This window comes from Streptomyces sp. NPDC005799, assembly GCF_040630525.1.
Lineage (GTDB): Bacteria > Actinomycetota > Actinomycetes > Streptomycetales > Streptomycetaceae > Streptomyces > Streptomyces griseorubiginosus_B.
The window spans coordinates 49,611-75,840 of record NZ_JBEXXQ010000033.1; the positions used below are offsets into that span (position 1 = coordinate 49,611).

The 26,230-nt window shown below is 70.2% G+C and carries 27 protein-coding genes and 1 pseudogene; 22 read left to right on the forward strand and 6 right to left on the reverse strand.

Features of this window, described 5'->3' with window-relative positions:
- Window positions 1-10 precede the first annotated feature (10 nt).
- The 7 genes and pseudogenes from ABZ453_RS29400 (at window position 11) to ABZ453_RS29430 (ending at window position 5,788) form a co-directional block, all read left to right on the forward strand.
- On the forward strand, window positions 11-442 hold the full coding sequence (locus tag ABZ453_RS29400; RefSeq protein ID WP_359019413.1) for a cupin domain-containing protein: 432 nt from the start codon (window positions 11-13) through the stop codon (window positions 440-442).
- 2 nt (window positions 443-444) lie between these two features.
- The gene (locus ABZ453_RS29405) at window positions 445-1,974 is read left to right on the forward strand and encodes an amidase (RefSeq protein WP_359019415.1); all 1,530 of its coding nucleotides are present in this window, start codon (window positions 445-447) and stop codon (window positions 1,972-1,974) included.
- The gene (locus ABZ453_RS29410) at window positions 1,967-2,731 is read left to right on the forward strand and encodes an isochorismatase family cysteine hydrolase (protein WP_359019417.1); all 765 of its coding nucleotides are present in this window, start codon (window positions 1,967-1,969) and stop codon (window positions 2,729-2,731) included. Before ABZ453_RS29405 ends, ABZ453_RS29410 begins: the two co-directional genes overlap by 8 nt.
- Complete coding sequence (locus tag ABZ453_RS29415) at window positions 2,728-3,795, forward strand: acetamidase/formamidase family protein (protein ID WP_359019419.1); 1,068 nt, start codon at window positions 2,728-2,730, stop codon at window positions 3,793-3,795. The genes ABZ453_RS29410 and ABZ453_RS29415 overlap by 4 nt, the downstream gene beginning before the upstream one ends.
- A gap of 93 nt (window positions 3,796-3,888) precedes the next feature.
- Window positions 3,889-4,089, forward strand: a pseudogene (locus ABZ453_RS29420) (helix-turn-helix domain-containing protein); the annotation flags it as partial.
- Window positions 4,090-4,299: 210 nt separating this feature from the next.
- The gene (locus tag ABZ453_RS29425; protein WP_359019421.1) at window positions 4,300-5,547 is read left to right on the forward strand and encodes an MFS transporter; all 1,248 of its coding nucleotides are present in this window, start codon (window positions 4,300-4,302) and stop codon (window positions 5,545-5,547) included.
- A gap of 16 nt (window positions 5,548-5,563) precedes the next feature.
- Complete coding sequence (locus ABZ453_RS29430) at window positions 5,564-5,788, forward strand: hypothetical protein (protein ID WP_359019423.1); 225 nt, start codon at window positions 5,564-5,566, stop codon at window positions 5,786-5,788.
- Window positions 5,789-6,177: 389 nt separating this feature from the next.
- On the opposite strand, the gene ABZ453_RS29435 is transcribed toward ABZ453_RS29430, so the two are convergent.
- Window positions 6,178-6,867, reverse strand: coding sequence for a GntR family transcriptional regulator (locus ABZ453_RS29435; RefSeq protein ID WP_359019425.1), 690 nt, complete (start codon window positions 6,865-6,867; stop codon window positions 6,178-6,180).
- Window positions 6,868-7,064: 197 nt separating this feature from the next.
- Here ABZ453_RS29435 and ABZ453_RS29440 point away from each other — a divergent pair, with 197 nt between their 5' ends.
- From ABZ453_RS29440 to ABZ453_RS29455, 4 genes are read left to right on the forward strand one after another with little or no spacing between them, the layout of a single operon-like run.
- Entirely contained in the window at window positions 7,065-8,417 is a 1,353-nt protein-coding gene (locus tag ABZ453_RS29440) for an MFS transporter (protein WP_359019427.1), read from the forward strand.
- Window positions 8,418-8,432: 15 nt separating this feature from the next.
- The gene (locus ABZ453_RS29445; protein WP_359019429.1) at window positions 8,433-9,344 is read left to right on the forward strand and encodes a transketolase; all 912 of its coding nucleotides are present in this window, start codon (window positions 8,433-8,435) and stop codon (window positions 9,342-9,344) included.
- Window positions 9,341-10,333, forward strand: a complete 993-nt coding sequence (locus ABZ453_RS29450; protein ID WP_359019431.1) for a transketolase C-terminal domain-containing protein — start codon at window positions 9,341-9,343, stop codon at window positions 10,331-10,333. The genes ABZ453_RS29445 and ABZ453_RS29450 overlap by 4 nt, the downstream gene beginning before the upstream one ends.
- 38 nt (window positions 10,334-10,371) lie before the next feature.
- Complete coding sequence (locus tag ABZ453_RS29455) at window positions 10,372-11,139, forward strand: SDR family NAD(P)-dependent oxidoreductase (protein ID WP_359019434.1); 768 nt, start codon at window positions 10,372-10,374, stop codon at window positions 11,137-11,139.
- Window positions 11,140-11,330: 191 nt separating this feature from the next.
- Here the strand turns inward: ABZ453_RS29455 and ABZ453_RS29460 are convergent, their stop codons facing one another.
- Both ABZ453_RS29460 and ABZ453_RS29465 read right to left on the reverse strand, forming a co-directional pair.
- Window positions 11,331-11,771 carry a DUF6069 family protein gene (locus ABZ453_RS29460; RefSeq protein ID WP_359019436.1) on the reverse strand — a complete coding sequence of 147 codons (441 nt, stop codon included), beginning with the start codon at window positions 11,769-11,771 and terminating at the stop codon, window positions 11,331-11,333.
- Between the two features lie 60 nt (window positions 11,772-11,831).
- Window positions 11,832-12,437, reverse strand: a complete 606-nt coding sequence (locus ABZ453_RS29465) for an NAD(P)-binding oxidoreductase (protein WP_359019438.1) — start codon at window positions 12,435-12,437, stop codon at window positions 11,832-11,834.
- Between the two features lie 146 nt (window positions 12,438-12,583).
- Here ABZ453_RS29465 and ABZ453_RS29470 point away from each other — a divergent pair, with 146 nt between their 5' ends.
- The 6 genes from ABZ453_RS29470 (at window position 12,584) to ABZ453_RS29495 (ending at window position 17,515) form a co-directional block, all read left to right on the forward strand.
- Entirely contained in the window at window positions 12,584-13,096 is a 513-nt protein-coding gene (locus ABZ453_RS29470; RefSeq protein WP_359019440.1) for a MarR family transcriptional regulator, read from the forward strand.
- Between the two features lie 292 nt (window positions 13,097-13,388).
- Window positions 13,389-13,868: a hypothetical protein gene (locus tag ABZ453_RS29475; RefSeq protein ID WP_359019442.1), complete on the forward strand. Its 480-nt coding sequence runs from the start codon at window positions 13,389-13,391 to the stop codon at window positions 13,866-13,868.
- Window positions 13,865-14,188: a transcriptional regulator gene (locus tag ABZ453_RS29480; RefSeq protein ID WP_359019444.1), complete on the forward strand. Its 324-nt coding sequence runs from the start codon at window positions 13,865-13,867 to the stop codon at window positions 14,186-14,188. Before ABZ453_RS29475 ends, ABZ453_RS29480 begins: the two co-directional genes overlap by 4 nt.
- A gap of 427 nt (window positions 14,189-14,615) precedes the next feature.
- Window positions 14,616-15,230, forward strand: coding sequence for a DUF1326 domain-containing protein (locus tag ABZ453_RS29485; protein WP_359019446.1), 615 nt, complete (start codon window positions 14,616-14,618; stop codon window positions 15,228-15,230).
- Window positions 15,227-15,985: a DUF2182 domain-containing protein gene (locus ABZ453_RS29490; protein WP_359019448.1), complete on the forward strand. Its 759-nt coding sequence runs from the start codon at window positions 15,227-15,229 to the stop codon at window positions 15,983-15,985. The genes ABZ453_RS29485 and ABZ453_RS29490 overlap by 4 nt, the downstream gene beginning before the upstream one ends.
- A 318-nt stretch (window positions 15,986-16,303) precedes the next feature.
- The gene (locus ABZ453_RS29495; protein ID WP_359019450.1) at window positions 16,304-17,515 is read left to right on the forward strand and encodes an alpha/beta fold hydrolase; all 1,212 of its coding nucleotides are present in this window, start codon (window positions 16,304-16,306) and stop codon (window positions 17,513-17,515) included.
- Window positions 17,516-17,752: 237 nt separating this feature from the next.
- Here the strand turns inward: ABZ453_RS29495 and ABZ453_RS29500 are convergent, their stop codons facing one another.
- A complete protein-coding gene (locus ABZ453_RS29500; RefSeq protein ID WP_359019452.1) occupies window positions 17,753-18,529 on the reverse strand; it encodes a maleylpyruvate isomerase family mycothiol-dependent enzyme in 777 nt (258 codons plus the stop codon).
- An 18-nt stretch (window positions 18,530-18,547) separates the two neighbouring features.
- Between ABZ453_RS29500 and ABZ453_RS29505 the strand changes: the two genes are divergently transcribed.
- Window positions 18,548-18,880, forward strand: a complete 333-nt coding sequence (locus ABZ453_RS29505; RefSeq protein WP_359019454.1) for a hypothetical protein — start codon at window positions 18,548-18,550, stop codon at window positions 18,878-18,880.
- Between the two features lie 201 nt (window positions 18,881-19,081).
- Here the strand turns inward: ABZ453_RS29505 and ABZ453_RS29510 are convergent, their stop codons facing one another.
- Together ABZ453_RS29510 and ABZ453_RS29515 are read right to left on the reverse strand one after the other, a co-directional pair.
- On the reverse strand, window positions 19,082-19,312 hold the full coding sequence (locus tag ABZ453_RS29510) for a 4-oxalocrotonate tautomerase family protein (protein ID WP_359019456.1): 231 nt from the start codon (window positions 19,310-19,312) through the stop codon (window positions 19,082-19,084).
- Between the two features lie 291 nt (window positions 19,313-19,603).
- Window positions 19,604-20,368 carry an SDR family oxidoreductase gene (locus ABZ453_RS29515; RefSeq protein ID WP_359019458.1) on the reverse strand — a complete coding sequence of 255 codons (765 nt, stop codon included), beginning with the start codon at window positions 20,366-20,368 and terminating at the stop codon, window positions 19,604-19,606.
- Window positions 20,369-20,547: 179 nt separating this feature from the next.
- On the opposite strand from ABZ453_RS29515, the gene ABZ453_RS29520 reads away from it, so the two are divergent.
- The 4 genes from ABZ453_RS29520 (at window position 20,548) to ABZ453_RS29535 (ending at window position 26,198) form a co-directional block, all read left to right on the forward strand.
- Window positions 20,548-21,450 carry a helix-turn-helix transcriptional regulator gene (locus ABZ453_RS29520; protein WP_359019460.1) on the forward strand — a complete coding sequence of 301 codons (903 nt, stop codon included), beginning with the start codon at window positions 20,548-20,550 and terminating at the stop codon, window positions 21,448-21,450.
- Between the two features lie 227 nt (window positions 21,451-21,677).
- A complete protein-coding gene (locus tag ABZ453_RS29525) occupies window positions 21,678-23,324 on the forward strand; it encodes a serine/threonine-protein kinase (RefSeq protein WP_359019462.1) in 1,647 nt (548 codons plus the stop codon).
- The gene (locus ABZ453_RS29530; protein WP_359019464.1) at window positions 23,321-24,079 is read left to right on the forward strand and encodes a hypothetical protein; all 759 of its coding nucleotides are present in this window, start codon (window positions 23,321-23,323) and stop codon (window positions 24,077-24,079) included. Before ABZ453_RS29525 ends, ABZ453_RS29530 begins: the two co-directional genes overlap by 4 nt.
- Before the next feature lie 253 nt (window positions 24,080-24,332).
- Window positions 24,333-26,198, forward strand: coding sequence for a ricin-type beta-trefoil lectin domain protein (locus ABZ453_RS29535; protein WP_359019466.1), 1,866 nt, complete (start codon window positions 24,333-24,335; stop codon window positions 26,196-26,198).
- Window positions 26,199-26,230 lie beyond the last annotated feature (32 nt).

Below are 26,230 nucleotides of genomic sequence, written 5' to 3' on the forward strand. Positions count from 1 at the left end.
GAAACCCGCCATGGCCAACCCCCCGCTGCACACCCCCCTGCGCGACATCACCGCCCACCACATCACCGCAGGCGACACCGTCAAGCTCGCCGTCCTCACCGGCCCCCGGGACGGCTCGCCCACCACGGTCGTCTTCGAGGTGTGGGAACCCGGCGGCGCCCAGCCCCTCAACTGGCACCCGGAGTCCGTCGAGACGTTCCTGGTCCTCGCCGGCCACGGCCGTGCCGCCAGCGACGAGCACGAGCGCGACCTCGCCCCGGGCGACGTCCTGGTGCTGCCCGCCGGCTCCAAGCACCGCATCCTCAACACCTCCGCCACCGAACGCCTCTACACGATCACCGTGATGTCCCCCGACGAGGGCTTCGCCGACCTCATCGAACGCGGACCCGCCGCCACGCTGGATGAGCAGGACCTCGCCGTGCTGCGCGCGGGAACATCCTGACCATGGATGATCTTCTCGCCGCCTTCTGGGCGTACGAACGGGCTCTGATGGCCAACGACCTGGCGGGCCTGGACCACTGGTTCCTCCACGGGCCGGACACCCTGCGCGCCGAAGGGGACACCGTCCTGGTGGGCCGCGCCGCGATCGCCGATTTCCGGCGCGGTCGTGACGGGGCCCCGGCACGGGTCGTCGAGCGGGTGCACGTCGTGCGCCCGGCGCCGTCGGTCGCGGTCGTCACCGCCGAGACACGGCGCAAGGACGGCACTCGCGGGCTGCAGACCCAGGTGTGGCAGCACACCGACGCCGGGTGGCGGATCGCCGCCGCACACGTCAGCGCTACAGCCGCACCCGTGCCGGACGACCGCCCCGATCCGGCGGTGTGGCGCGTGACCGGTCCGCTGGTCAAGTCGACCGGCCAGGGCCCGCTCGCACACGTCCGCACCGCCGTGAAGGACCTGTTCGCCGTGGCGGGACAGCGCGTCGGCGCGGGAAACCCGGCCTGGCTGGCCGAAGCCCGCACCGAAGAGGCGCACGCGGACGCGGTACGACGTCTGCTCGACGCGGGTGCCGAACTCACCGGCATCGCCCAGACCGACGAACTGGCCTTCAGCCTCGCCGGGACCAACGCGCACTACGGCACCCCCGTGAACCCCGCCGCGCCCGGCCGGATCACCGGCGGCTCCAGCAGTGGCCCGGCCGCCGCCGTGGCCCGTGGCTGGGCCGACCTGGGGCTGGCCACCGACACCGCCGGCTCGATCCGCGTCCCCGCCTCCTACTGCGGCCTGTACGGCTGGCGGCCCACGCACGCGGCCACGCCCACCGGGGGCCTGCTGGCGCTTGCGCCCTCCTTCGACACCACCGGGCTCCTGGCCCGCGATCCGCACCTCCTGCGCACCGCGGCCCAGGCGCTGCTGACCACCGACGAGCCCTCCGCACCGGTGACGCAACTCCTCGTCGACAACGACCTGGTGGCCCTCGCCGAACCCGAGGTGCGGTCCTCCTTCGAAGCGGCATGTCGAGCATCGGCCCTGCCGGTGACTCGCGCGTCCACCGGGATCTGCGAGCACTTGGACGACTGGTTCGCCGCCTTCCGTACCGTGCAGGCGGCCCAGGCGTGGGAGGGACACGGTGCCTGGATCACGGCGCACCCGGACGCGCTCGCCCCGGACGTGGCGGCACGCTTCGACAGCGGACGCCGGGTCACGCCGGCCCAACGCGCCCAGGCGGAGGGGGAGTTGACGGAAGCGGGGAAGCTGCTGGACGTCGTCGTCCCGCCCGGCACCGCCCTGTTGCTGCCCGCCACGAGCGGCCCCGCCCCGCTCGTCGACGCAACCCCCGCCGAGGTGGAGGCCGTGCGCGCCGCCACCCTGCGCCTGACCTGCCTCGCCTCACTGGCCGGTCTCCCGGCGGTCGTCGCCCCGTGGCTGCGGGTGCGCTCCCTGCCCGTGGGGCTGTGCGCGCTGGGCGCCCGCGGCAGCGACCGTGACCTGCTGGACTTCATCACCGAAAGGAGGAGCCCCGCGCATGCCTGAGGTCCACCGTCTCATCGGACCCAACTTCCGCAACGCCTGGCGGGTGGACGGGGGAGTGGTCAGCCTGGCCCGCCCCCACCGCGCCCCGCACCCCGTCACCGTCGAGGCGCTGCCGCAGAGCGTGACCGCCGACCTCGCGGCCACCGCGCTGATCGTCGTCGACATGCAGAACGACTTCTGCTCGCCCGACGGCTGGCTCGCCTCCATCGGCGTCGACGTGAACCCGGCCCGCGCCCCGATCCCCGTCATCGCCGGTCTGCTGCCGCTCCTGCGCGCCGCCGGCGTCCCGGTGATCTGGCTCAACTGGGGCAACCGCCCCGACCGGGCCAACCTCCCGCCCGGTGTTCTGCACGTCTACGACCCCGACGGCACCGGGGGTGGCATCGGGGCCCCGCTGCCGGGCGGCCGGGTCCTGGAGCAGGGCAGTCCCTCGGCCGCGATCGTCGACGGGCTCGAGCCGGCGGACGGCGAGCTCCATGTCGCCAAGTACCGGATGAGCGGCTTCCAGGACACCGAGCTGGACAGCGTGCTGCGCAATCTGCGGGTCGACACCCTGCTCTTCGCCGGCGTCAACGCCGACCAGTGCGTCCTGGCCACGCTCATGGACGCCGCGAACCTGGGCTACGACGTCCTCATGCTTGAGGACGCGGTGGCCACCACCTCGCCCGCGTACTGCATGGACGCCACGCTCTACAACGTCCGCCAGTGCTTCGGCTTCACCCTCACCTCGCACGCCCTCCAGGAGGCCCTGAAGTGAACCTCCTCCAGCCCGGGCTCGGCCCCCTCGACGGCGACCACTACCTGCCCGCCGACCCCTCCCGGGTGCACTGGGGCCTGCTGCCCAACGCCACCGCCAAACCGGCGCTGACCGTCCGCACGGGCGAGACCGTCACCTTCGACACCATCAGCCACGAGGGCATCCTGGAGGACCAGGGCCGCGACCCGGCCGCCTTCTTCGGCGAGGCCGGCATCCCCAAGGGCGGTCTGCTGCGGGATGCCGTGGAACTGGCCGCCTCCGCACGCGAGCACGAGCCGTCACTGCACGGCCCGCACGTCGTCACCGGACCCGTGGCGGTCCAGGGCGCACGGCCGGGCGACGTCCTGGAGGTCGAGGTCCTGAGCCTGCACCGTCGCGCGCCCTACGGAGTGATCAGCAACCGGCACGGCAAGGGAGCCCTCCCGGGCGAATACCCGCTGACACCTCCGGGCGAGCCGTCGAGCCTGGTCGCGACCGTCGGCCAGGACGGACGGGGACGGCTGCCCGTCGGCGACGGCCGCCAACTCGCCTTCCCACTGCGGCCGTTCCTCGGGATCATGGGGGTCGCCCCGGCCACCGAGTCCCCGGTCCACTCCGTCCCACCCGGCCCGCACGGCGGGAACATCGACGTCCGCCACATCGGCACCGGCGCCCGGCTCTTCCTGCCCGTCCAGGTCCCCGACGCCCTCTGCTACGTCGGCGACCCCCACTTCTCCCAAGGCGACGGCGAAGTCTCCCTCACCGCCTTCGAAGCCCCCTTGCGTGCCACCCTCCGCCTCACCGTCCACCGCGACGAGGCCACCCGCTCCCTGGCCGCCCGGCTGCGCGCCCCCTTCGCCGAGACCGCGACCGAGCACATCGTCCTCGGCCTCGACCACGACCTCGACGAGGCCCTGCGCAACGCCGTACGCGACGCCCTCACCCTGCTCACCGAGCGGTTCGGCATCCCCGGACCCGTCGGCCTGGCCTACCTCAGCGCCGCCGCCGACTTCCACGTCTCCCAGGTGGTCGACATCGTCAAGGGCGTCCACGGCCGCATCTCCAAGGCAGACCTGACCTGCTGACGGCTCCGCTCACCCGGCGGCGATCCGATGCGATCCGATGCCGTCCAGGAGCCCGCCCGCACCACGCCGTGTGTCGCGCAACGCCGTGCTCAAGGTGCCAAGGAGTTCATCGACCGCCGCGTGGTCCTCGAAGCCAAGCGCCTCCAGGCGCACAGCGATCAGACAGCCGCCCGAATCGCCGACCGCCTCGGATTTTCCAGCGCGACCCACTTCAGCAAGTACTTCCACCAACGCACTGGACAGACCCCGATCGCCTTCCGCGGCGCGGTTCGCGGGCACACGCGAAGTGCGTGAGGGGCGGGGCGTGGCGACCCCGCACCACCCGCACGGGGCCGCTCTTGGAGTTCCCGCGGGCTCGGCCCGTACGGCAACTCGACGGGCGTCGCGCTCACTGTTGAAAGCGCTCTCTGGCGTGGTGGAATAACGCCTACATGTGTCCCGGCCGGGGTGGAGTGCCTGCAGACCTGCCGGGAACCGCCCCACCTCGGACGGAGAAGCGTTCTCATGGACCAGGCCGTGCGTCGGCGGCGTCATGCGCTGTTCCTGCTCTTTCTGCTGGCCGGGATTGCCATGTCCTCCTGGGTAACGCGGACGCCGGCGATCCGGGACCGGCTGGAACTGTCCACCGAGCACATGGGGCTCGTGCTGTTCGGGCTGTCGCTGGGCTCGATGACGGGCATCTCCTGCTCGGGACGCCTGGTGTCCGGGTTCGGGACGCGGCCTGTGATCGTCTGGGGGACCTGGCTCCTCATCGCGGGGATGGCGCTGATCTGTTGGGGGAGTGCTGCCGCCTCCGTGCCGTTGGTGGTCGCCGGTCTGTACGCCTTCGGCGCCGGGATGGGCGTCGGTGACGTGGCGGTGAACGTCGACGGCACCGACGTCGAACGGGTCGGCGGCAGGACCACCCTGCCCGCGCTGCACGGCTGCTTCAGCCTGGGCACGGTGCTGGGCGCCGGGGCGGGCATGGCGGCAACGGCCGCCGGCGTACCGGTTCAATGGCACCTGGCGGCGATCGTCCTGCTGACCGCAGGCCTCCTCCTCTACGCGGCCCGCGCCATCCCGGCGGGCACCGGCCGCGCCGCGTCCGAACAGCCGCAGGAAGCCGGCACCGGCAACCGTCGCCCGGCGGTGTGGAAGGATGGACGGCTTCTGCTCATCGGTGCGATCGTTCTGGCCATGGCGCTGGCCGAGGGTTCCGCCAACGACTGGCTGCCCCTGCTGATGGTCGACGGACACGGCATGGACGCCACAGCGGGCTCCCTCGTGTACGTGGGATTCGCCGCCGCGATGACGCTGGGCCGCTTTGGCGGCACCTACTTCCTGGACCGTTTCGGCCGCACCGTCGCCGTCCGTGCCAGTGCCCTGTCCGGTGCGCTCGGCCTGCTCATCGTCATCGTCTCCGACAACACTGTCCTGGCCGGAGCGGCCGTGCTGCTGTGGGGGCTGGGCGCCTCGCTCGGTTTTCCTCTGGCCCTGTCCGCCGCCGGGGAGTCAGGCCCGAACCAGACGGCGCGGGTCGGTCTCGTCGCCGTCATCGGCTACGTCGCGTTTCTCGTCGGCCCGCCCGGACTCGGCTTCCTCGGGGGTCACGTCGGCCTGCGCCCCGCCATGCTCGTCGTCCTCGCGTGTGTCGCCTGCGCAGCCTTCCTGGCCCCCGCGGTGGAGACCGGGGCCGGCACCCGGCGTCCCGCCGCGAGGGGCGCCGCCGATGCCGATCTCCCCGCCCGGGCCGATGACAGGGGTGCGGGGTAGCCGGTCACTGGGCGCCGTGGGTCTGGCGATCCTGGTCGCCATCGCCAACGCGGGCGTCCACACCACCACCGGCCCGGATCTCGTCCCCGGTCTGCGCACCGCGGGACTCACCGCCGTCGCCCTCACCCTCCTCGGCGTCGCGATCGCCCTCATCCTGCGCCGCCCCGCCCTCAGCCCCGCCCTCAGCCCCCCCGTCGCCACCAGCGCGAGGCAGCGAAGGGAATCCGACATCTCTGCCTGAGCCGAAGCCATCCGTCGCCGGTCGCCCCGCTAGACCGAGAGGACGACCGGCGACGTCCCGCAACCAGCCAGGACCGGACCGGTGTCACGGCCGAGGACGCCGGATTCTGCCTGACGGCACCGGAGGGCTGGGATCAGCCGCCTGCCGCCTGCCGCCTGCCGCCTGCCGTGCGACACGCGGCAGGCGGCTGATTTCCCGGCAGCTCGCCTCGGCCCCGTCGACGTCGTACCGGGTCCGATTCTCCGTCGCATCCGGCTTGTCGAACCGCGGACGGTGTCGAGGGCGGCGCCGACTGGCCGAACTTTCCGCGCTCACTCATCACCCGCCGACGGCGATGTCATGGCCGTTTGGCCGTCCGGACCGCGCAGGAGTCGCCGATGACCCGGTCCTCACGAGGTCGGGCGGGTGCCTGAACGCTCGATGTCCAGCTGCTCGATGGCCGCGGCCATGTGTGTGTGCAGGATCTCTCGGGCGGCCTCGGCGTCTCCGCGCGCGATGGCGTCGGCGATGGGGGCGTGGGAGGTCGCGGACATGGCCACATCGCGGCGTTCGCCGGCCGCGCTCATGATGACCACGCGCATCGGTCCCTCGAGCTGCCGCCAGGTCTTGACGAGGATGGAGTTGCCGGAGAGTTCGCACAGCAGGAGGTGAAAGCCGAGGTCGGCCTCGACCTTGGTGGTCAGGTCCGCCCCGGACGTGAAGGCATCGTGGAGCTTGTCGAGCGCCGTGCGCAGTGCCGCGGCTGCCTCCTGCCGGCGCGGGGAGGCGATGATCTGTACCACCGCCAGCCCTTCCAGCGCCTCGCGGACTTCGAAGAGCTCGCGTACCTCGGTCGGCGTCAGCTGGGACACGCGCAGCATGCCGCGGGCCCCGGGAGTGACGAGCCCCTCCTGCTGGAGATGGCGTAGTGCTTCGCGTACCGTGCCGCGGCTCACCGACAGGTGCTCGGCGATCTCCACCTCGCCGAGGTGGTCGCCCGGGCGGTACTGGCCCGTGGTGATGGCCGTGCGCAGCGCCACCAGGGCGCGCTCTCGGAGGGTCGTCGATCGGGGGAGGCTCGCGAGCCCCTGACCTGCCACGGTGCAGCCCTCCTTCGGGTCCAGGGACGGTCATAGTAGCCCGCCGCTGTCATCTGTTGACAGTCGGCAGATCGGCCGGCCTCCCTCCCGGGGGTTGACACCCTTCGGTCGCCGGGCTCAGCATCACTCTCGACTGTTAACAGTCAACAGCCGACAATGGGCCCGGGACGGCCCGCTCGCGATCAAGGAGGATCGGCATGGCTGAGACCAACGCGCCGCACCAGGCGGCACAGGGATCGCCCGAGCGTCTGCGAGTGGCCGTTGGATGCGGCGTGGGCGCGACCATCGAGACGTACGACTTCATCGGCTTCGGCACGGCCGCCGCCCTCTATTTCGGGGACGTCTTCTTCCCCGACTCCGACCCGCTCTCCGCCACCCTGCTGTCCTTCGCGACCCTGGGGATCGGCTTCGCGGCACGTCCGTTGGGCGGTGTCATCGCCGGTCACCTGGGAGACCGTCTCGGGCGCAAGCCCGTGCTGGTGGGATCGCTGCTGCTGATGGGCATCGCGACCGTACTCATCGGGTGCCTGCCCACCTATCAGATGGTCGGGATCTGGGCGCCGGTCCTGCTGGTCGTCGTCCGCGTGATCCAGGGGCTCGCCTTCGGCGCCGAATGGGGCGGCGCCATCCTGATGACCTTTGAACACGCCCCCTGGCGGCGACGCGGTCTGTACACGGGCATCACCCAGGCCGGGTTCCCGGTCGGCCTGCTGCTCGCCAACCTCGCCTTCCTCCTCAGCCGCCACACGCTGGACGACACCTGGGCCTGGCGAGTGCCGTTCCTGCTCAGCTCCGTCCTGATCGCCGTCGGCATCCTCATCCGGCTCAAGATCGACGAATCCCCGCAGTTCGAGGAGCTCAAGAAGTCCGGCGAAGTCGTCAAGAACCCACTGCTCGAGGTGATCCGGAACGACTGGCGCAACGTACTGCGGGCGTTCTGCCTGCGCATCACCGAGACCGCCGGCTACGCCGTCTCGGTCACCTTCGTCCTGTCCTACCTGCACGACGGCGACGCCCCCGACGTCACCAGCACCACCACACTCACCTCCCTGGTGACCGCCGCGGCCGTGGGCATCGCCGCCACCACCCTGTGGGGCCGCCTGTCCGACCGGATCGGCCGCCGCCCGGTGTACCTGCTGGGCTGCACCGTGAGCCTCGTCTGGGGCATCCCGCTGTTCCTGCTGGTCAACACCGCAGCCGCCGCGCTCGTCCTGATCGCCTTCCTGATCAGCTACGCCGTCTGCCAGAACTCCCTGGCCGGTGTCCAAGGAGCGTGGTTCTGCGAGCTGTTCGCCACCAGGACCCGTACCGCCGGCACCTCCCTGGCCTACCAGCTGTCCGCGGTGGTCTCCGGATTCACCCCCATGATCGCCACGGCGCTCTACTCCGCCACCGGCTGGGCCGGCCCCGCCGTCCTGTTCAGCTGCTACGGGCTGCTGGGCCTCGTGGCGGCGTTGGTGACGCGCGAGACCTGGGGTGCGGACGAGCGCGGTAAGGCCGAGCGGGCCATGACCACGGTCATCGAACCGCCCCTTTCGACCGCCCACTGAAGAATGAGGATCACCGTGAAGCCCACTCAGGCGCTCGCGCCAGCCGCGTCGCCCGCACCGGCCACGTCGTACACCCGGCGTGTCAACGCCCTGAAGGACTCCGCCCACCGCATCCGCATGCATGCCCTGGACATGGGAGAGGCCCAAGGCCAGGGCTACATAGGACAGGCCCTCGGGGTGGCCGACATCCTGGCCGTCGTCTACCAGGACGTCCTCAACCACCGCCCCGCCGAGCCGGACTGGCCGCGCCGCGACCGGTTCCTGCTGTCCATCGGCCACTACGCGATCGCCCTGTACGCGGCGCTCGCCGAGGCCGGCGTGCTGGACGTCGGCGAACTCGCCACCTACGGCAGCGACGACTCACGCCTTCCCATGTCCGGCATGGCCTCCTACACACCCGGCATGGAGATCTCCGGCGGCTCCCTCGGCCACGGCCTGGGCGTGGCCACCGGCATGGCGCTCGGCCTGCGCCACCAGGGCAGTGACGCACACGTCTACACCCTGCTCTCCGACGGCGAACTGGACGAGGGTTCCACCTGGGAGGCCGCGCTCGCCTGCGCCCACCACGGCCTGGACAACGTCACCGCGATCGTCGACGTCAACGCCCTGCAGGCGGACGGCCCCACCAAGGGCGTCCTGCGCACCGAGCCGGTCACCGCCAAGTGGGAGGCGTTCGGCTGGCACGCCCTCCGCGTGGACGGCAACGACATCGAGGCGCTCCTCGCGGCCTTCGACGCCCTGCGCGGACACCGAGGATCACCGGCGGTCCTGATCTGCGACACCCGGATCGGCCGCGGTGTACCGATGCTGGAGAGCCGGGAGAAGGCGCATTTCCTGCGCGTCGAGGAAGACGAATGGCAGCAGGCACGCGACCAGTTGAGGCAGGGGCACCGTACGGCCCCCCGGAACGAGGGGACCGCTCGATGAACACCCAGGCTCCGATGCGCAAGCTCACCACCTCCGCGATGATCGCCTCCATCGCCGAGGAGGGACAGCGCACCACCAAGGCGCCCTTCGGCCACGCACTCGCCCGTCTCGCCGACGAACGCCCCGATGTCGTCGGCCTCTCCGCGGACCTTGCCAAGTACACCGACATGCACATCTTCCGCGAGGCCCACCCCGACCGCTTCTTCCAGATGGGCATGGCGGAACAGGTGATGCTGGGCGCCGCCGCGGGTCTGGCGGAGGTGGGCATGACCCCGTTCGCCACCACCTACTCCGTCTTCGCCACCCGACGCGCCTACGACTTCCTCTGCCTCGACATCGCCGAGCCCCAGTTGAACGTCAACGTCGTCGGCGCCCTGCCCGGCCTCACCACCGGCTACGGCCCCAGCCACCAGGCCACCGAGGACCTCGCCATCCTGCGCGGCATGCCCGGCCTGACCATCGTCGACCCCGCGGACTCCGTCGACATCGAACAGACCGTCGCGGCCCTGGCGGCCCACCCCGGCCCGACCTACATGAGGCTGCTGCGCGGCGCCGTCCCCACGGTCCTGGACGAGTACGACTACCGGTTCCAGCTCGGCAAGGCGGCGCTGCTGCGTGGCGGCCGGGACGTGCTGTTCGTCTCCACGGGACTGATGACGGTACGGGCCCTTGCCGCGGCCCGCGAACTCGCAGCCGACCATGTGGACGTCGCCGTCCTCCATGTGCCGACGATCAAGCCCTTCGACCGGGAGACGGTACTGCGGGAGTCCGCCGGGGGACGCCTGGTGGTGACGCTGGAGAACCACAGCGTCATCGGAGGTCTTGCCGAGTCCGTGGCGTCCTGTCTGGCCTTCGCCCGGCAGACGGCACACATCGTCCCGATCGGGCTGCCGGACGAGTTCCTCACCGCGGGTGCGCTGCCGACGCTTCACGACCGCTACGGCCTCTCCGTCGCGGCGATCAAGGAACGCGTCCGCCGCGAACTCTGAACCCGTCAACCTCTCTCGCCACATCTCAGGAGCACGACTTGAACCCCGAACCCACCCCTCGCACCGCCGTCATCACCGGAGCAGGCTCCCGCCGCGGCATCGGACGCGCCACCGCGCACGCCCTGGCAGCCGCCGGCTACCACATCGCCGTTCTCGACCTGGACAAGGAGGCCGCCGAGGACACCGCCCGGGAGGTCGTGGCCCGGCACGGGGTGGAGGCCCTGGGCCTGGCGGCGGACGTCTGCGATGCCGACGCCGTGGACGCCGCCATCGGGACGGCCGAAGCGGCGCTCGCGCCGATCGGTGCCCTGGTCAACAACGCGGGGATCACCTCCCCGACCCCCTTCGTGGACGTCACTCCCGCCGAGTGGGACCGGATCTTCGAAGTCAACGTCCGCGGCAGCTTCGTGGTCACCCACCGTGTGGCTTCCGGGATGGCCGAGCGCGGATTCGGCCGCATCGTCTTCCTGTCGTCCGTGTCGGCCGAGCGCGGGGGCGGCGTGTTCGGGGGAGTGGCCTACTCGGCGGCCAAGGCCGCCCTGCTGGGGTTCGCCAAGGCGCTCGCCCGCGAACTCGGCCCGTTCGGAGTCACGGTCAACTCCGTCGCCCCGGGCCTGATCGACACCGACATCACGCAGGGCAAGCTGGACGAGGAGCGCAAGGCGGCCATGATCGCGGACATTCCGGTACGCCGCATCGGCGCCGTCGACGACGTGGCCGACGCCATCGCCTTCCTGGCCCGGCCCGAGTCGGGCTATCTCACCGGTACGACGTACGACGTCAACGGCGGCGCGCACATCCACTGACCCGCCCCTGCCCGAAGCACACCGCTCGCCGGAACACCGGGTGCCGTCCTCGGGGCATCAGCGGATACGGGAGATCACCTGCTGGGCCCGCGCGCCGTTGTCGAGACACGGCGCACGGGCCATGGTCGTACGGTGTCTGCTGACTGCCGTACGACCGTGTGAGGGCTTGCGCCCTTTCGGGGCGCAAGGGGTCATTCCTGCGCGGCAGGAAGGGGAAGAAGTCGCTGGAACGCCGGGACGGCGACGGCGGCGACCACGACGTGCATGACCATCAACGCGACGACGGCACCCCAACTGGTACCGGCCCGGCTGTCGGAGACGCCGACCATGATGTCCGGGATCAGACTGAGAAGCACGACTACGGGCACGAGGGTGCGCAGCAGGCGTGCGGGGCGCGCCGAACGGGCGCGAACGACCGCCCAGGCGGCAGCGCCGATCAGGACGCCGAACACGGTGAGGGGCGCGTAGGCGGACAGCTGGAGGGGCTGGAAATCGTGCGAGGCGCCCGCAGCGTGGGCCGTCGTGGCGACGACGGCGTTGAGAGCGACGGCGACGACCGCGGTGCCGATCAGGCCGCCGGTGACGAGAAGGGCGCTGGGGCGGGCCGGACGGGTGGCGAGTTGGTGGCTCAAGGAGTTCTCCGGAAGGGGTATCGGGCGGGGGCTGGGGCAAGGGCGGGGGAGTGGGCCAGGTCAGCCGGCGATGACGACGGATCGGCGTCCGGCAGTGCCGTCGGTGGCGGCTGTGAGCAGCCAGGCGGCGACATCGGCGCGGCTGATGGCGCCCAGGCGCAAGGTGGCTGATTCAGGCAGCAGCTTGACGGCGCCGGTGGCGGGGCCGTTGGTGAGGCGGACGGCGTGGACGAGGGTGTAGTCGAGGCCGCCGGCACGCAGTGCGTCCTCGGCGGCCGCCTTGTCCTTGACCATGGCACCCATGGCCGTGCTGGACATGAATTTGGCGGGCGCGCTCAGACGCTCGCGCAGCACGGCGAAGGATGACAACTCGACAAACCGGGTGACGCCGGTGGTGGCGGCGCCGGAGATGACGGCGCGCGTGGCGTCGGTGATGACCGATCCGCCGGTCGCGCCGAGTGTGCTGATCACTGCGGCGACGCCCGTCATGGCCCGGGTGACATCGTCGGCGTCGGTGGCCTGACCGGCAACGACATCAAGGCCGGGCCGTGCGTCCAGCTTCTGGGGTGAGCGCACCAGGGCCCGCACGGTGTGGCCTGCGGCCAATGCTTGGTCGACCACGAGACGTCCGGTCGCGCCGGTGGCGCCCAGCACGAGCAGTTTCACGGCGGCTCCTGAAGGTTGCGTTGCTGCTCGGCACCCCGGGCAGTCACTTCAAGGTTTAAGTTAGACCGTAGCGTCAATGACTTAAAGGTTCAAGTGAAGGCCGGGCGGATTAACTTTAAGCGTGAAGCCTCGGTACATTGGAGCGCATGACGAACAGCCCTGCTGACGACGTGCCCCGCTGGCTCGACGAGGAGGAGCGTCATGCCTGGCTCGCTCTGGTGGGCGTCATGCGGCGTCTGGAGCAGGCGCTGGACGCGCAGCTGCGCGAAGAAGGGCTGACGCACTTCGAGTACGGGGTGATGGCGGCGCTGTCGGACTCGCCGGAGCGACAACTGCGCATGAGTGACCTCGCGGCTTTCGCCGAGGGTTCGCTCTCGCGCCTCTCCCAGGTCGTGACCCGCCTCGAACGCAAGGGATACGCGCACCGCCGGCCCGATCCGGCCGACGGGCGCTACACCCTGGCCACCTTGACCGACGCGGGATACGAGAAGATCGTCAGCGCTGCTCCCGGCCACGTCGCGGAAGTACGCCGACTGGTGTTCGACCCGCTGACCAAGGCGCAGGTACGACAGCTCGAGAACATCGGTCGACGTATCCTGCGCGCCATCGATCCCACCGCCCCCTCGACATCGCTGGGCCTTCCCTCGAAGCACCGCTGACAACACCACAACGCGGCCCGCGGCGTCCTTGTCGAAGGACGCCGAAAAGTCGCCGCCGGACAGGTGGAGACGCTGAACGCCTCGTGGAGTGCCGGTAGGGCCAGGACGAAAGTCCCGGCGGCGCGGACTTCGGCATCACCTGTTCGGTGATCCGCTTCATTCGGCAGATGAACGATCTTGCGGTAGCCGTGTCCGGCCGCGTGAACCCCCGTCCCTGGCCCCCGGCCGGCAGTATTGACTTTCCTGGCCGGAAAGCCAATGCTGAGCTTTCCAGGCAGGAAAGTGAGGCGTCATGGACGAGCTGACACCTGAGCAGGCACAAGCCGCTCTGGACACCGTGGAGCGATCCCGCCGCAGGGTGATCGACGAGATCGACGTGCCGCGCTGGTACTGGGCGGGCCTGGCCACGGGCTGGCTCGCGCTCGGCGTGATCGCCGACCTGCATCATCCGCTGGTGACCACCCTGGTCACCCTCGCCTTCGGGGCCGCGCACTCCTCGATCGCGCCCCGGGTGGTCAACGGACGGCACCGCAACAGCCAGATGAGCGTGCGTGCTGACATCGCCGGCCCACGGCTGGCAGCCTGGGTGCTGGGCAGTCTGGTCGCGCTGGTCGGAGTCACCATCGCCGCAGCTCTCATCCTGAACGCCGACGACGCGCGTCACCCGGTCACCGGGGCGGCCGTCCTGGCCGCGGTCATGCTCGTGCTGGGCGGGCCGCTGCTGCTGGCAGCGGCACGCCGCCGCGCCGTACGGACCGGCGCGGCATCATGACCACGCCACGGTTCGACGAGCTGATCCATCCCAGCACCCGGCTGTCCATCGTCTCCCTGCTTGCGGCTGCCGACTGGGCCGACTTCGGCTACATCCGCGGCCAACTCGGTCTGTCCGACTCCGCGCTGTCCAAACAGCTCTCGACGCTGGAGCAGGCCGGCTACGTCACCGTCGACCGCTCCATCAGACGCCGCGTACGCGCCCGCCTCACCACCGACGGTCGAGCCGCCTTCCAAGGCCACGTAGCCGCACTGCAGGCCATCGTGGCCACCGCGAACGCCCCGTCCACGGGCTCCGTCGGCGACAGGCGACGCAACTGACCCGCAGGTGGTGTCTCAGACGCCACGTGCACCCTGTGTCGCTCGTGCTCGCGTCCGTGGAGTCCGACTCGCCGTCACCGACAGGTGACTGTCTCGCGCACCGGTTCGGGAAGGCGGCGTACTGGCCGGATCGCATCCCGTGCTACGGCTCGCCACCTCGTGCTCTGACGGTGAGGGCGATGAGCGCATCGGCCACGACGACCATGGCTCAGAGTCCGAATGAACCATGGGGAAGACATCGTCGATGACGAATCCGAGGCCGCGGGTGCCCTTGCTTCCCGGTGTGAGGATGGTGAGCTGCGCAGGCAGCGGATCTGCGCGCCGGGGTTGCTGAAGCTTAGCCTGGAGAAGAGCGGCACCGGGACGGACGGACTCCTCCGATGCATCTTCTTACCGAGGGGGACGCAATAGAGGGAGGCGAAGAGCCATGCCCTGGAATTTGAACGGCACGTATCTCGAAAGCTGCAACTGCGACGTGGTGTGCCCCTGTACCACCTCGGGCCTCACTGCACCGGCCGACCACGAGCGCTGCCAAGTGACCCTCGCGTTCCATGTGGACAGCGGGAACGTGGACGGCGTGGACGTCTCCGACCGCAGCGTCGCCGTCTTCATCGACGCACCCCGGGTCATGGCCGAGGGCGGCTGGCAGGTGGCGCTGTACCTCGACGGTGGGGCTGACGACGGCCAGGCGGATGCGCTGGGCAAGGTCTTCTCCGGCCAGGCCGGCGGGCCGATGGCGGCGCTCACCCCACTCATCGGCGAGGTCCTCGGCGTGGAGCGCGTTCCCATCGACTACCGCGATGACGGCCGTCACCACTCCGCGAGAGTGGGCGACGCCATCGACATCGAGATCGTGGACCAGGTTGCCCCGCAGTTCGGCGAGGACGGTCCGGTCATGAGCCTGACCGGCATGTTCCACCCGGTGAACAGCACGCTGACCATCGCCCGCTCCACCCGAGCGACGGGCGACAGCGTGTACGGCCGGTCCTGGGACTTCTCCGGCGGCAACGGCCACGCGGCGCCCTTCACGTGGTCGGCGTGACCGGTCGGCCGGTCACCGTCCGGCGCGGGGTGGGCCCCGCCGGATTGCTGCTGGTCGTGGCGGCTGCCGCCTGGGTCTGGGTGGTGACGCGCTGGGGCGGCATGGAGGCGATGCCGGGCACCATGGGCCTTGGCCTCCCCGCCTTCCTGGCCGTGTGGACACTGATGATGGCTGCGATGATGCTGCCCGCGACCACGTCCGTCGCCGCGCTGTACGCACGCACCATCGTCGTGCACCGGGCCTCGCGCATGGTCGTTTTCACCGTCGCCTACCTGCTGGTCTGGGCCGCGGCCGGGCTGCCGGCGTACGGGCTGGCCGTCGGCCTGGAACAGGCGGTGAGCCTCCCCGCCGCGGCGGGCACCGCATTGGCCGCAGCCGTGTTCGCGGTCAACGGCGTCTACCAGCTCACGCCCCTCAAAGACCGCTGCCTGGCGAGGTGTCGCTCACCGATCGGGCTGATGTTGCGCTACACCTCGTACCCGGGGCCCTCGCGCGACCTGCGCGCAGGAGCCCACCACGGCGCCTTCTGCCTGGGCTGTTGCTGGTCGCTCATGGTGCTGCTGGCCGCGTTCGGTGTGATGAACCTGTGGGCCATGGTGGCCTTGACCGCCGTGATCACCACCGAGAAGCTCGCTCCGGCCGGCCGCCTTGTGGCCCGTGCTGTAGGGGTCGCCTCGATCGCTCTGGCCGTCGCCGTCTTTTGGGTGCCGGCGCTGGCTCCGGGACTCACGGGTAGCGGTACGACCGGGATGTGAGGACGGGGCCGTCCCCGCCGAGAAGGCACACGCAGCGCCGACGGGCGGTCGCCTCCGCCGCACTGCCGTGGACCGCGTCGGCTGCATCGACTCGCGCCCCGCCGGTTCCCGGCCCCCGCCCGCCACCGCAACTGTTCGGTGCGCAGTCGTCGTGCACCCCTGGGTGCGCCCCGCCGATCGGAGGAGCGGCGCCCACCCGATCAGTCACTGTCCGTGCGCCACGCTGTCATGCTTCCTGCACGGCCCACGGGACGCGGAGATGCTGACCACCCCTGGGGAACAACCGTTCCTCAGGGCGAACAGACATCGGAGGCGACCATGCCGCAGCCGCAGCTGAATACCTTTGACCACAAGGTCAAGCACAAATCGACCATCCCGGCGAACGCAGACGTAGAGATCGAGCTCTTCGTACGGGAATACAAGAAGGCGACCGGGCCCACCGACACCCCCAAGCCGGTCCTCATGCTCCACGGCAGGAGCGTTCCGGCCCTCCCCGGCTTCGACCTCGTGCTCCCTCCCAAGGGCGGTTCCCCGAACGCGGACACCAGCTACAGCTGGGCGCAGTTCCTGGCGGGCAAGGGCTACGACGTGTACATCATGGACCTCCAGGGCTCCGGGCTCTCCCCCCGCCCGAAGATGGACGAGCCATGCAACGCCAACCCCGCACAGCGAGGCCTGCTGGAGACCAATCCCGGTACCGGGACTTGCTCCCCGACGGCGCCCTACCCGCACCAACTGGGCAACTCCCAGAGCGAATGGGACGAACTGGCCACCGTCGTCAAGTTCATCAGGGAGCGGTGCGACAACGAGAAGGTCTCCTTCATCGGCTGGTCCGCGGCCTCGTTCGTCATGGGCCCGTACGCGCTGCAGCATCCCGGGGACGTGGCGAGCATGTTCCTTCTCGCGCCCATCTTCCCTCCGGCCGGCCGCTGGTCGACGCACCCCGAGGCACCCTTCGATCCACCTCCAGGCACGGGCCTGCCCAAGCAGCCCGAGTCCAAGCCGGCCGCGGTCTTCGGTTTCCCGATGAACCTGACCAGCAAGGCCAGCCTGCAGGCCACCATCAGCGACAAGGAGCTGGCCGGCCACGTGTGGCGGTCCATCATGGACTGCGACAGCGTCGGCCAGAAGTGGGGCGGTACCACAGCCGGGGCGCCGGAAGGCGTCATGCGGTGGCGTAACTCCTACTGGTGGGGCTGGAACTCGAGCACCGCGCCGTACGGCTCCACGCTCGGCACCGCTGTGCCGGTGTGCATCGTCTACGGGGACCAGGACAAGACGGCCAATACGGCTGTGGAGTTGGGGCCCGTGCTGCACTTCTCGGTTCCGGACCTCTACCAGGCGATTCCGGGCGCCGACAAGCTGATGATCCGGGTCGAGGGCTGGGACCACCAGCCGGTCTGGGAACGCCGGCCCAACCAGATGCTGCAGCAGATGTCCTGGAAGTGGCTCGACGACAAGAAGGTGTACGGCGTTGAGACCGGAAGCTGGTTCATGGACGCGGACGGCGTGGTGACAGAAGTGGAGTAGAGCTCCACGCGGCGCGCGAGGCGAGCTGCGACGAATCCCGCACGAGGTCGTCGTTCCTGACGGAGGGTGCGGTCGCGAGGGAGCCCATGTCCGGCGTCACCACCTGACTGTGGACTCCCTCGTCTCATGCGCGCGGCCGACCCTTGGGATCGATCATTCGGTGAAACAGGCACTGTTCGGTACGAGACCGTTCGCGATGCAAACGGCTGGTTTGTGCGCGGTGGCGTGCCGTTACGCTCAGTCCTCCGGTTCCCAGGCGCGAAGCAGGTCGAGCAGTTGCGGGTCCCCGTCGAGTTGCAGGGAGTCCGACGAGATGCGGTCGTACAGGTAGAGGACCAGGTCACTGGCCGTGCCGCGAACGGAGACGCCTGCCGCGTCGGGGTCTTCGGCGGCGGTGGGCAGCCGGGTGGTCCGCGCACCGTCGCCGTCGGCCGTCAGGCGCCAGGAGCGGCCCTCGGTGGCATGGAAGTCGAAGGCGGTGGGCTTGTGCGGCCAGGCGCTCGTCGTGAAGCAGGTGATGAACAGGGTCTCCTCGACACCGTCGAGCGCCACCTCGACCGGCAGTGGGACCGGCTCGCCCACGGTGAGCTGGGCGTCGTAGGTGTGCACCGCGATCTCCTGGACCTGATGCCGGGCGACGCCACCGGCGGTGTGCGGCGTCTGCGTGTTGCCCCAGCCGGTGAAGCAGCCCTGGTCCGGACCGGCCTCCCGCAGGGCCGCCAGCAACACCTCGGTCGAGGCGGCCAGCCAGGCCGGCACCGCCTCGCGCTCCTGCGGCGCGACCGCGTCACCCTGGGCCGGGGTCCTGGCCGTGGCGTCCGGCCCGGCGGCGACCGTGGCGGCCCAGCGGCGGCGGCCCTCGCCGATGTGCTGCACCAGGTCGGACAGCGTCCACCCCGGGCAGGTCGGCACCGGCAGGTCGAGGCTGGGCGCGGCGGCGATCGCGGCGCGGAAGGCGGTTGCACGTTCGTCGATCAGCCGCAGCAGATCGGGAAACTCCAGAGTCTTGTGCACGGCGGTAGTTCTATCATCTTGATCTTTTTGCCCGACAGCGGTTTTCCCAGCCGGCACGGCGGGGAGTTCCGGCTCAGGGGGCAGCCCCACGATCCACACGTCGCCCGCAAGGAGTCGGGTGAGGGAGCTCATAGACCTTCGGTTCACGTCGACGGCACAGCTGGGCGAAGGCTCCGCAAACGCGGCATCCGACTCGCGGAGACCCGCTCGACCGCGCTGTTCCAGCTCGCTGGCGAACTGCCTGCCGGGGTCCTCGCCCGCCCCCTCGGTACCGACATCGCCGTAGCCGCCGTAGCCGCCGTGGCCACCGAGGAGGAGTCCCGGCAGTGCCCCGGCAGGAGGGAACGGTGAACATCGACTCCCCCCTCCTGCCGGGCGCAACAGCACGCGCCCCGAGCCGCCACCGGCAACCTTCCGCCTGGCAGAGGCAAGCGGCTCGACTTGGGGCTGACCGCGGTCGTGCCCCGTCCCCGTACCCCGGTGACACCGCCGGCCGATCGGGTACGAGGACACATCAGGGCTTCGCTGATCTCAACGACCCAGCCGGTGCGGTCAGACTCCGCTGGTGTCGGTCGGTGACGCCTCGCCGAGCAGGGCGAGGGTCAGCACGTTGCCGGCGATGCCCCAGCCGCCGTCGGCGACCTCTTCGACCAGAACCATCGTGTTGTTGCGGGCGCGCTCACCGTAGATCTCGACATACAGCTCGGTGGTGCGGCTGACGATCTCCTCCTTCTGCTTCGGGGTGAGGGTCTTCTCGGGGACCTTGAAGTTCGCGAAAGGCATGATTGGTCGTTCCTTCTCTCAGCTGGATATTGCAGGGAGCTGCCTGCGGTGAGCAGGCTGTCCAGTCCGATGCCGCGGAAGAAGTCAGCGCGGAGGCGGTCGGCCACCGCGGAGACGACTTCGCTGCCGTCTCGGCTGGGGTTCATGAGGGTGCGCAGAGGCTCAGTGCCGTGCTTCGTCGCGACCAGTCGCTACGACGGCTTCAGCGACCTCGGTCACGTCGCGCAGAAGGGATGAGCACGGCGAGGCGCTTGCCCAAATTGCCTATAGGGATGGGTCGTTGAGGGAGATTCAGATGATTCCGCCGTTGGCGCGGATGATTTGCCCGTTGATCCAGTGGCCGGCGGGGGAGGCCAGGAACGCGACGACCTCGGCGATGTCGGCCGGGGTGCCGAGCCGTTCCAGCGGGGGCTGGGCGGCCAGGCGGGCGATGGTCTCCTCGTCCTTGCCGTCCAGGAACATGTCGGTGGCCGTGGGGCCGGGTGCCACGGTGTTCGCGGTGACGTCCCGTCCCCGCAGTTCCCGGGCCAGGATCGGCGTCAGCGCCTCGACCGCGCCCTTGCTGGCGGAGTACGCGCCGTAGGTCGGGAACGCAAGCCCCACCACGGACGTGGAGAACATCACGATCGCGCCGCCCGGGCGCACCCGACGGGCGGCTTGCTGAGCGACGACGAAGGTGCCGCGAACGTTGGTGCGATACAGGTCGTCCAGGACGGACAGGTCCAGCTCGGCGATCGGCGCCATCTGGGCCCGCCCGGCCGCGTGCACGACGACGTCGACACAACCGAACTCCGCTTCGGCCAGATCGAACAGGGCCGCGACGGCGCGTTCGTCGGCGACGTCGGCGCGCACCGTGATCGCCTGGGCGCCACCCTCGACGGCCTCCTTCACGGCGGCTTCGGCCTGCTCCTGGTTGCCGGCATGGCCGACCACGACCATGTAGCCGTCGGCGGCCAGCCGGCCGACGGTTCGGCGGCCGATGCCACGCGAGCCGCCGGTGACGATCGCGACACGGGGTGGGGCGGTGGTCTGGTCGAGGGACGTGCGGGTGGGCATGGCTGACTCCTGTGATCGATGCGAGGGGGGTGGTGGAGGCTCGGGGGCGGCGAGGTGCTTGCCGTCGCCCCTGCTGCGTCCTCCACGATCGCCCCCTTCCCCACCCCAAGCCAGGGCTGCGTCCACCCAGGGGTTGCCACCCCCTGGCTACGGTCCCGCGCGTCTACGACCATGGAGGGGTGAACCTTCCCGAACTCGGCGCATTCCTCAGGACCCGCCGCGACCGCATCCGCCCCGCCGACGTCGGTCTGCCCCACGGCCCGCGCCGGCGCGTCCCCGGGCTGCGCCGCGAGGAAGTCGCCCAGCTCGCAGGGCTGTCGGCCGACTACTACACCGAGTTGGAACGCGGCGGCGGCAGGCATGGCGTACAGCCCTCGGCCCAGACCCTGGCCGCCCTCGCCAGAGCACTGCGCCTCAACGGCGATGAGCGCGACCACCTGTTCCACCTCGCCGAACGCCCGATCCCCCGGTCGACGCACGGACCATCGGCCCACGTACAGCCCGCGCTACTGGGCCTGCTGGACCGCCTTTCCAACACACCGGCACGCGTCATCACCGACCTGCACGAGACCCTGGTGGAAAACGACCTGGCCCGGAACCTGCTCGGCGGGTCCCCCGCCCAGCGCGGCCCGACGGCGAGCTTCGTCTACCGCTGGTTCACCGACCCGCGGACACGCGAGATCCACCCGCCCGAGGATCACCCCCACCACTCCCGGGTGTTCGTGACCGACCTCCGGGCGGCAGCCGCCCGGCGCGGCCGGGACGCGGAGGTCGCGAAGATGATCGCCGTCCTTCGCCGCCGCAGCCAGGAGTTCTCGACGCTCTGGGACACCTACGACGTCGCGGTGCGTCGAATGGACCGCAAGAAGATCATCCACCCCCTGCTCGGCGTCATCGAACTCGACTGCCACAACCTCCTCAGCGAGGACGGACGGCAACGCCTGCTGTGGTTCACCGCACCGCCCGGAAGCCGTGGAGCCGAACAGCTCGAACTGCTGTCCGTCGTAGGGACCCAGGAGCTGAGCGTCACGGACGGCACGGCGCCGGAGGGGCTCCCCACGGCGGAATCCGGATCGCACTGAGCCGCTCCCCGGAAACTCGCAGTCTGAGCTCGTGACACGGCCGCCCCTCCGCGACACCCTCGGTGCCGCCGCCTTCTGTCCATGGTGCGTGAGGCGGGATGCGTGGACCGGGGGAGGAGTAAGGTCCTGTGCCGGCAACCGCGGTGGCTGAAAATGTGTCTCTCAATCCAAGGTTCCAGCGCTGCGGAGTCGGTCACGTACAGCGGTACACCGGCCGGGGGGATGATGTGAGCACGTGGGTGGTGCCCGGATACACCGAGTCTCTTGAGCTCGGGGCGGGAGCGAGCGGTCGCGTAGTGCTGGCCGTGCACGCGGAGACCGGCGTGCCGGTCGCGGTGAAGTACCTCAGTGAGTCCCTGCGTACCCGACCGGGTTTCGTGTACGAGTTCCGGTCGGAGGCGCGTCTGCTTGGTGGGCTCCAGAGCCCGTACGTGACCGGCCTCTATGAGTACGTGGAGAGTCCGGACGGTGCCGCCATCGTGATGGAACTGGTGGACGGCGTCTCGTTGCGAACGCTGCTGACCCGTCAGGGACGGCTCGAACCCGAGGCCGCACTCGTTCTTCTCAAGGGGTCGCTGCTCGGCCTGGCCGACGCGCACCGCGTCGGAGTCGTCCACCGCGACTACAAGCCCGAGAACGTCCTGGTCGACACGGCCGGATCGTCCAAGCTGGTCGACTTCGGAATCGCAGTGGATGCCGGTACGAGCGCCGGCGTGGCCGGGACCCCGTCCTACATGGCTCCCGAGCAGTGGACGGGCGCCCCCGCCTCTCGCGCCGCGGACGTGTACGCGGCCACTGCGACCTTCTTCGAGTGCCTGACGGGTCACAAACCGTACGCGGGCGACAACATCGCCGAACTCGCCCTGCAGCACGTCGACGCACCCGTCCCTGTCGAACAGGTTCCAGGAGCGGTCCGTGAGCTGGTCCGTCGCGGTCTGGCCAAGGCACCGGAGGAGCGGCCGGCGGACGCCGATACCTTCGTGCGAGAACTGGAGACGGTCGCAGGTGCCGCCTACGGTGCCGACTGGGAGGAACGCGGCCGGGCCCGGCTCGCTGCTCTGGTGGCCCTGCTGGCACTGCTGTTGCCCTCGGCCCGCGCCCCCCGCAGCACCACGGACACCGCGCGCACGGTCCTGACTCAGCCGCCACGCCACCACTGGACCCGGTCGTGGCTACCCGGCCGACCCGGGATGCTCGTCTCGGCTGCCGTCGTGCTCCTGGGCATCCTGCTCACGTACGGCATCCACCAGGCCCAGGCAGGCGCCGCGCAACGGACCGCCGAGGCCCTGGCCACCACCGCCGCGCAGGCCAGCACCGACTCGGCGGCACCCACCGGAGCCCCCGCAACGCCCACCACGCCGGCCGACCTGTCGCCGTCCCCCGGCCTTTCGTCCCCCGGTCTCTCGCCCTCGGGCGCGCCGCCCACCGAGACCGGTGAGCCCCCGACTTCCGCCACCACGCCTCCCATCGACGGGACGACGCCCGGCGGGGCAACCACGTCCACGACAGCGACACCGACGGTCACCACCGCCACCACGCCGGCCGGCCCCGCCGTCAAGGATGTCGCGGTGTCGGCCTTCCAGCAGACAGGTCCCACGACCGCCACCGCGACCATCACCGTCACCACGGACGGGACCGGACCGCTGTCCGTCACGGTCTCGTGGCTCACGGGCAGCACCAGTGGGCAGCCCGGCTCTGCCGACGGTACGTCCCAGACCTTCGAGCGCAGCGGCGCCACCCAGTACTCGATCACCGTCGACCACACCTTCCAGAACGACGGCTGCTACTGGACGGTTCAGGCCACGACCAGTCCGGCGCCCGCGTCCGGTGGTGCTTCCCAGCAGATCCTGACCAGACAGTGTGAGCTCCGATGACCGCTCAGAACGACACCGGTCCCACGTCCCCGGAGGAGGCGGAGGAGTCCACCCAGGTGCTCGCGCCCGTCGACGCGCACAGCGCCACCCTCCACCTCGGCCCTGCTGACGCCAGCGCACCGGACGTCGAATCCTCCTCTTCCTCCGACGGCGAGTACAGCGCCACCGTGCTTGCCAGCCACTGGATCCAGCGCCCCGAGTCGGACGACACTCTCGTCGACCGGCCGTCGGTGAGCGTTCCCTCGGTACGGCCGGATCGCGTCGAGGGGAGCGTGCTGCGTTTCGGTCCCGGTGTGACAGCCGCCGTCGCCCACCGGACCGGGCAGACACCGCCCACTGCGTCGTCGCCTCCCCCTCTCGCCGGTCGGAAGCTGCGCCGACACGTTCTGCCGGCGCTCGTGGTGGCAGCCGTCCTCGCGTTCCTGGCCTGGCAGCGCTTCGGGCATTCCCTTGAGGTCACCGGGGTGACGGTCACGGCCCGGCCGACAGTTCTGCGATGCGACAACACCGCGGATGTCGTCGGCCTCGTCACCACCAACGGTCGTTCCGGCACACTTTCCTACCGTTGGGTTCGAAGCGACGGCACGTCGTCCGGCGTCCTGCACGAGGTGATGGTCCGCGGGCAGATACACGCGCGTCTGCACCTGCGGTGGACGTATCAAGGGCGAGGACATCGCACGGCCCGGGCCGAGCTGCGCCTCCTCGCCCCTGCCGCCCGCGCAGCCACTGCCCACTTCACCTACGACTGTCCTTGACCGACCTACGTCAACTCCGGCGCCGCCGACCTCTCCGGCCGTGAGACGGCCTGGCAGCCATGGGCCGTTGCCGTCTTGACCTGAAAATCGTGGAGGGCCCGCGCACGGCTCGGCTCTCGGGTTCTTGGTATGGACCTTTTCCCGCCGTTCTGGTTCACTCTGGCTCGAGCAGTTCACTCATGACTTTGTTCATGACGTGAGTTATCTATGCCCCGCAGACCCGTCAGGACGTACCGTCAGGAAGGGATGCCCCGTGAGAAGCCCCCCACACGCACTGCGGCTGCTGCTGGCCGGCGTGCTCTCCGCGGCCGGCTTCACCGCGTTCGTTCCCCCCGCGCACGCGGCCGGTGAACAGGTCACCGCCTGGCTCACTACCACCGACGACTCAGCCGGACGCCACGTCACGCGCGGACTTCAGCCGCAGGCGCCGTTCACCTTCCAGTCCGGAACGGGTGGCGGCGGTGAGAACATCACCGTCGACGAGAACACCCGGTACCAGACCTTTACCGGCGGTGGCGCGTCCTTCACGGACACCGCGGCCTGGCTGATGAACTCCAGCGGCGCGCTCTCGCAGGCGACACGCGACGCCACGATGAAGAAGCTGTTCTCGCCGACGGACGGCATCGGGCTGTCGTTCCTGCGCAATCCGATGGGAGCCTCGGACCTCGCACGCTACGGCTACACCTACGACGACGTCCCGTCCGGGCAGACCGACCCGAACCTGAACAGCTTCTCCATCGCGCACGACCTCGCGGACGTCCTCCCGCTGACCAAGCAGGCTCTCCAGCTCAATCCCTCTCTGACTGTCATGGCCTCGCCATGGACGGCTCCGGCCTGGATGAAGGACAGCGGCTCGCTCAACGGCGGCTGGCTGAAGGCGGAGGACTACGGGGCCTACGCGAACTACTTCGTGAAGTACCTCCAGGCGTACAAGAACCAGGGCGTCAACGTCTCCTACGTCACCCCGCAGAACGAGCCCACCTGCTGCTCCGGCTATCCGTCGATGAGCTGGAACGCCTCCGGCCTCCAGTACTTCCTCAAGAGCGAACTGCTGCCGAAGCTACAGTCCGCGGGCCTGTCCACCAAGGTCCTCGCGCACGACTGGAACTGGGACGTCTACGACTCCTACGCGGCCGCCTCCGTCGACGACCCGGCCATCCGTAACCACCCCAACTTCGGCGGCATCGCCTGGCACGGCTACGGCGGGGACGTCTCCAAGCAGACCGCCGTGCACAACCAGTACCCGAACCTGGACGCGTTCGGCACCGAGCACTCCGGCGGCACCTGGATCGCCAACCAGCAGCGCGAGGATATGAACAACATCATCGACTACACCCGCAACTGGGCGAAGTCGGTGACCAAATGGTCTCTCGCGGTGGACCAGAACATGGGCCCGCACAACGGCGGCTGCGGCACCTGCACCGGACTGATCACCGTTCACAACGGCGACGGCGCCGGCGGGACCGTCGACTACACCATCGAGTACTACACGATGGGCCAGCTGACGAAGTTCGTCCGGCCCGGCGCCCAGCGCATCGCCTCCACCGCGTCCACGAGCGTGCCGAACGTGGCCTGGCGCAACCCCGACGGCTCCAAGGCGCTGATCGCCTACAACGACGCCGCCAGTGCCAAGACGGTGACCATCAACTGGGGCTCGCAGCACGCCACTTACTCGCTGCCGGGTAAGACCTCGGCCACCTTCACCTGGAACGGCACCCAGTCCGGCGGCGGCAGCACGAGCGGGTCGTTCGTGGGCCTGGCCGGCAAGTGCCTGGACGTGGCGGGCGGTTCGAGCGCGAACGGCACGGCCGTCCAGCTCTACGACTGCAACGGCTCCGCAGCCCAGCAGTGGACCGTGCAGGGCGACGGATCGGTCCGCGCCCTGGGCAAGTGCCTCGACGTCACGTCCGCGTCGACCTCGGACGGGGCCACGGTGCAGCTGTACGACTGCAATGGCACCGGTGCCCAGCAGTGGTCGTACAACCCCGCCACCGGGGACATTGTGAACACCGCGGCGAACAAGTGCCTGGACGTGACCGACAACTCCTCGGCGAACGGGGCCCGAGCGCAGATCTGGAGCTGCACAGGCGCCGCCAACCAGAAGTGGCGGCTTCAGTAGGTGCGGCCGGTCGCGCCCGGTTTCCGCCGCTC

What these genes read in the sequence shown, in the direction of transcription:
- ABZ453_RS29400 (WP_359019413.1), top strand. Translation starts at nt 11, where the DNA reads ATGGCCAACCCCCCGCTGCACACCCCCCTGCGCGACATCACCGCCCAC.
- ABZ453_RS29405 (WP_359019415.1), top strand. Translation starts at nt 445, where the DNA reads ATGGATGATCTTCTCGCCGCCTTCTGGGCGTACGAACGGGCTCTGATG.
- ABZ453_RS29410 (WP_359019417.1), top strand. Translation starts at nt 1,967, where the DNA reads ATGCCTGAGGTCCACCGTCTCATCGGACCCAACTTCCGCAACGCCTGG.
- ABZ453_RS29425 (WP_359019421.1), top strand. Translation starts at nt 4,300, where the DNA reads ATGGACCAGGCCGTGCGTCGGCGGCGTCATGCGCTGTTCCTGCTCTTT.
- ABZ453_RS29440 (WP_359019427.1), top strand. Translation starts at nt 7,065, where the DNA reads ATGGCTGAGACCAACGCGCCGCACCAGGCGGCACAGGGATCGCCCGAG.
- ABZ453_RS29450 (WP_359019431.1), top strand. Translation starts at nt 9,341, where the DNA reads ATGAACACCCAGGCTCCGATGCGCAAGCTCACCACCTCCGCGATGATC.
- ABZ453_RS29470 (WP_359019440.1), top strand. Translation starts at nt 12,584, where the DNA reads ATGACGAACAGCCCTGCTGACGACGTGCCCCGCTGGCTCGACGAGGAG.
- ABZ453_RS29475 (WP_359019442.1), top strand. Translation starts at nt 13,389, where the DNA reads ATGGACGAGCTGACACCTGAGCAGGCACAAGCCGCTCTGGACACCGTG.
- ABZ453_RS29480 (WP_359019444.1), top strand. Translation starts at nt 13,865, where the DNA reads ATGACCACGCCACGGTTCGACGAGCTGATCCATCCCAGCACCCGGCTG.
- ABZ453_RS29485 (WP_359019446.1), top strand. Translation starts at nt 14,616, where the DNA reads ATGCCCTGGAATTTGAACGGCACGTATCTCGAAAGCTGCAACTGCGAC.
- ABZ453_RS29495 (WP_359019450.1), top strand. Translation starts at nt 16,304, where the DNA reads ATGCCGCAGCCGCAGCTGAATACCTTTGACCACAAGGTCAAGCACAAA.
- ABZ453_RS29510 (WP_359019456.1), bottom strand. Translation starts at nt 19,312, where the DNA reads ATGCCTTTCGCGAACTTCAAGGTCCCCGAGAAGACCCTCACCCCGAAG.
- ABZ453_RS29515 (WP_359019458.1), bottom strand. Translation starts at nt 20,368, where the DNA reads ATGCCCACCCGCACGTCCCTCGACCAGACCACCGCCCCACCCCGTGTC.
- ABZ453_RS29530 (WP_359019464.1), top strand. Translation starts at nt 23,321, where the DNA reads ATGACCGCTCAGAACGACACCGGTCCCACGTCCCCGGAGGAGGCGGAG.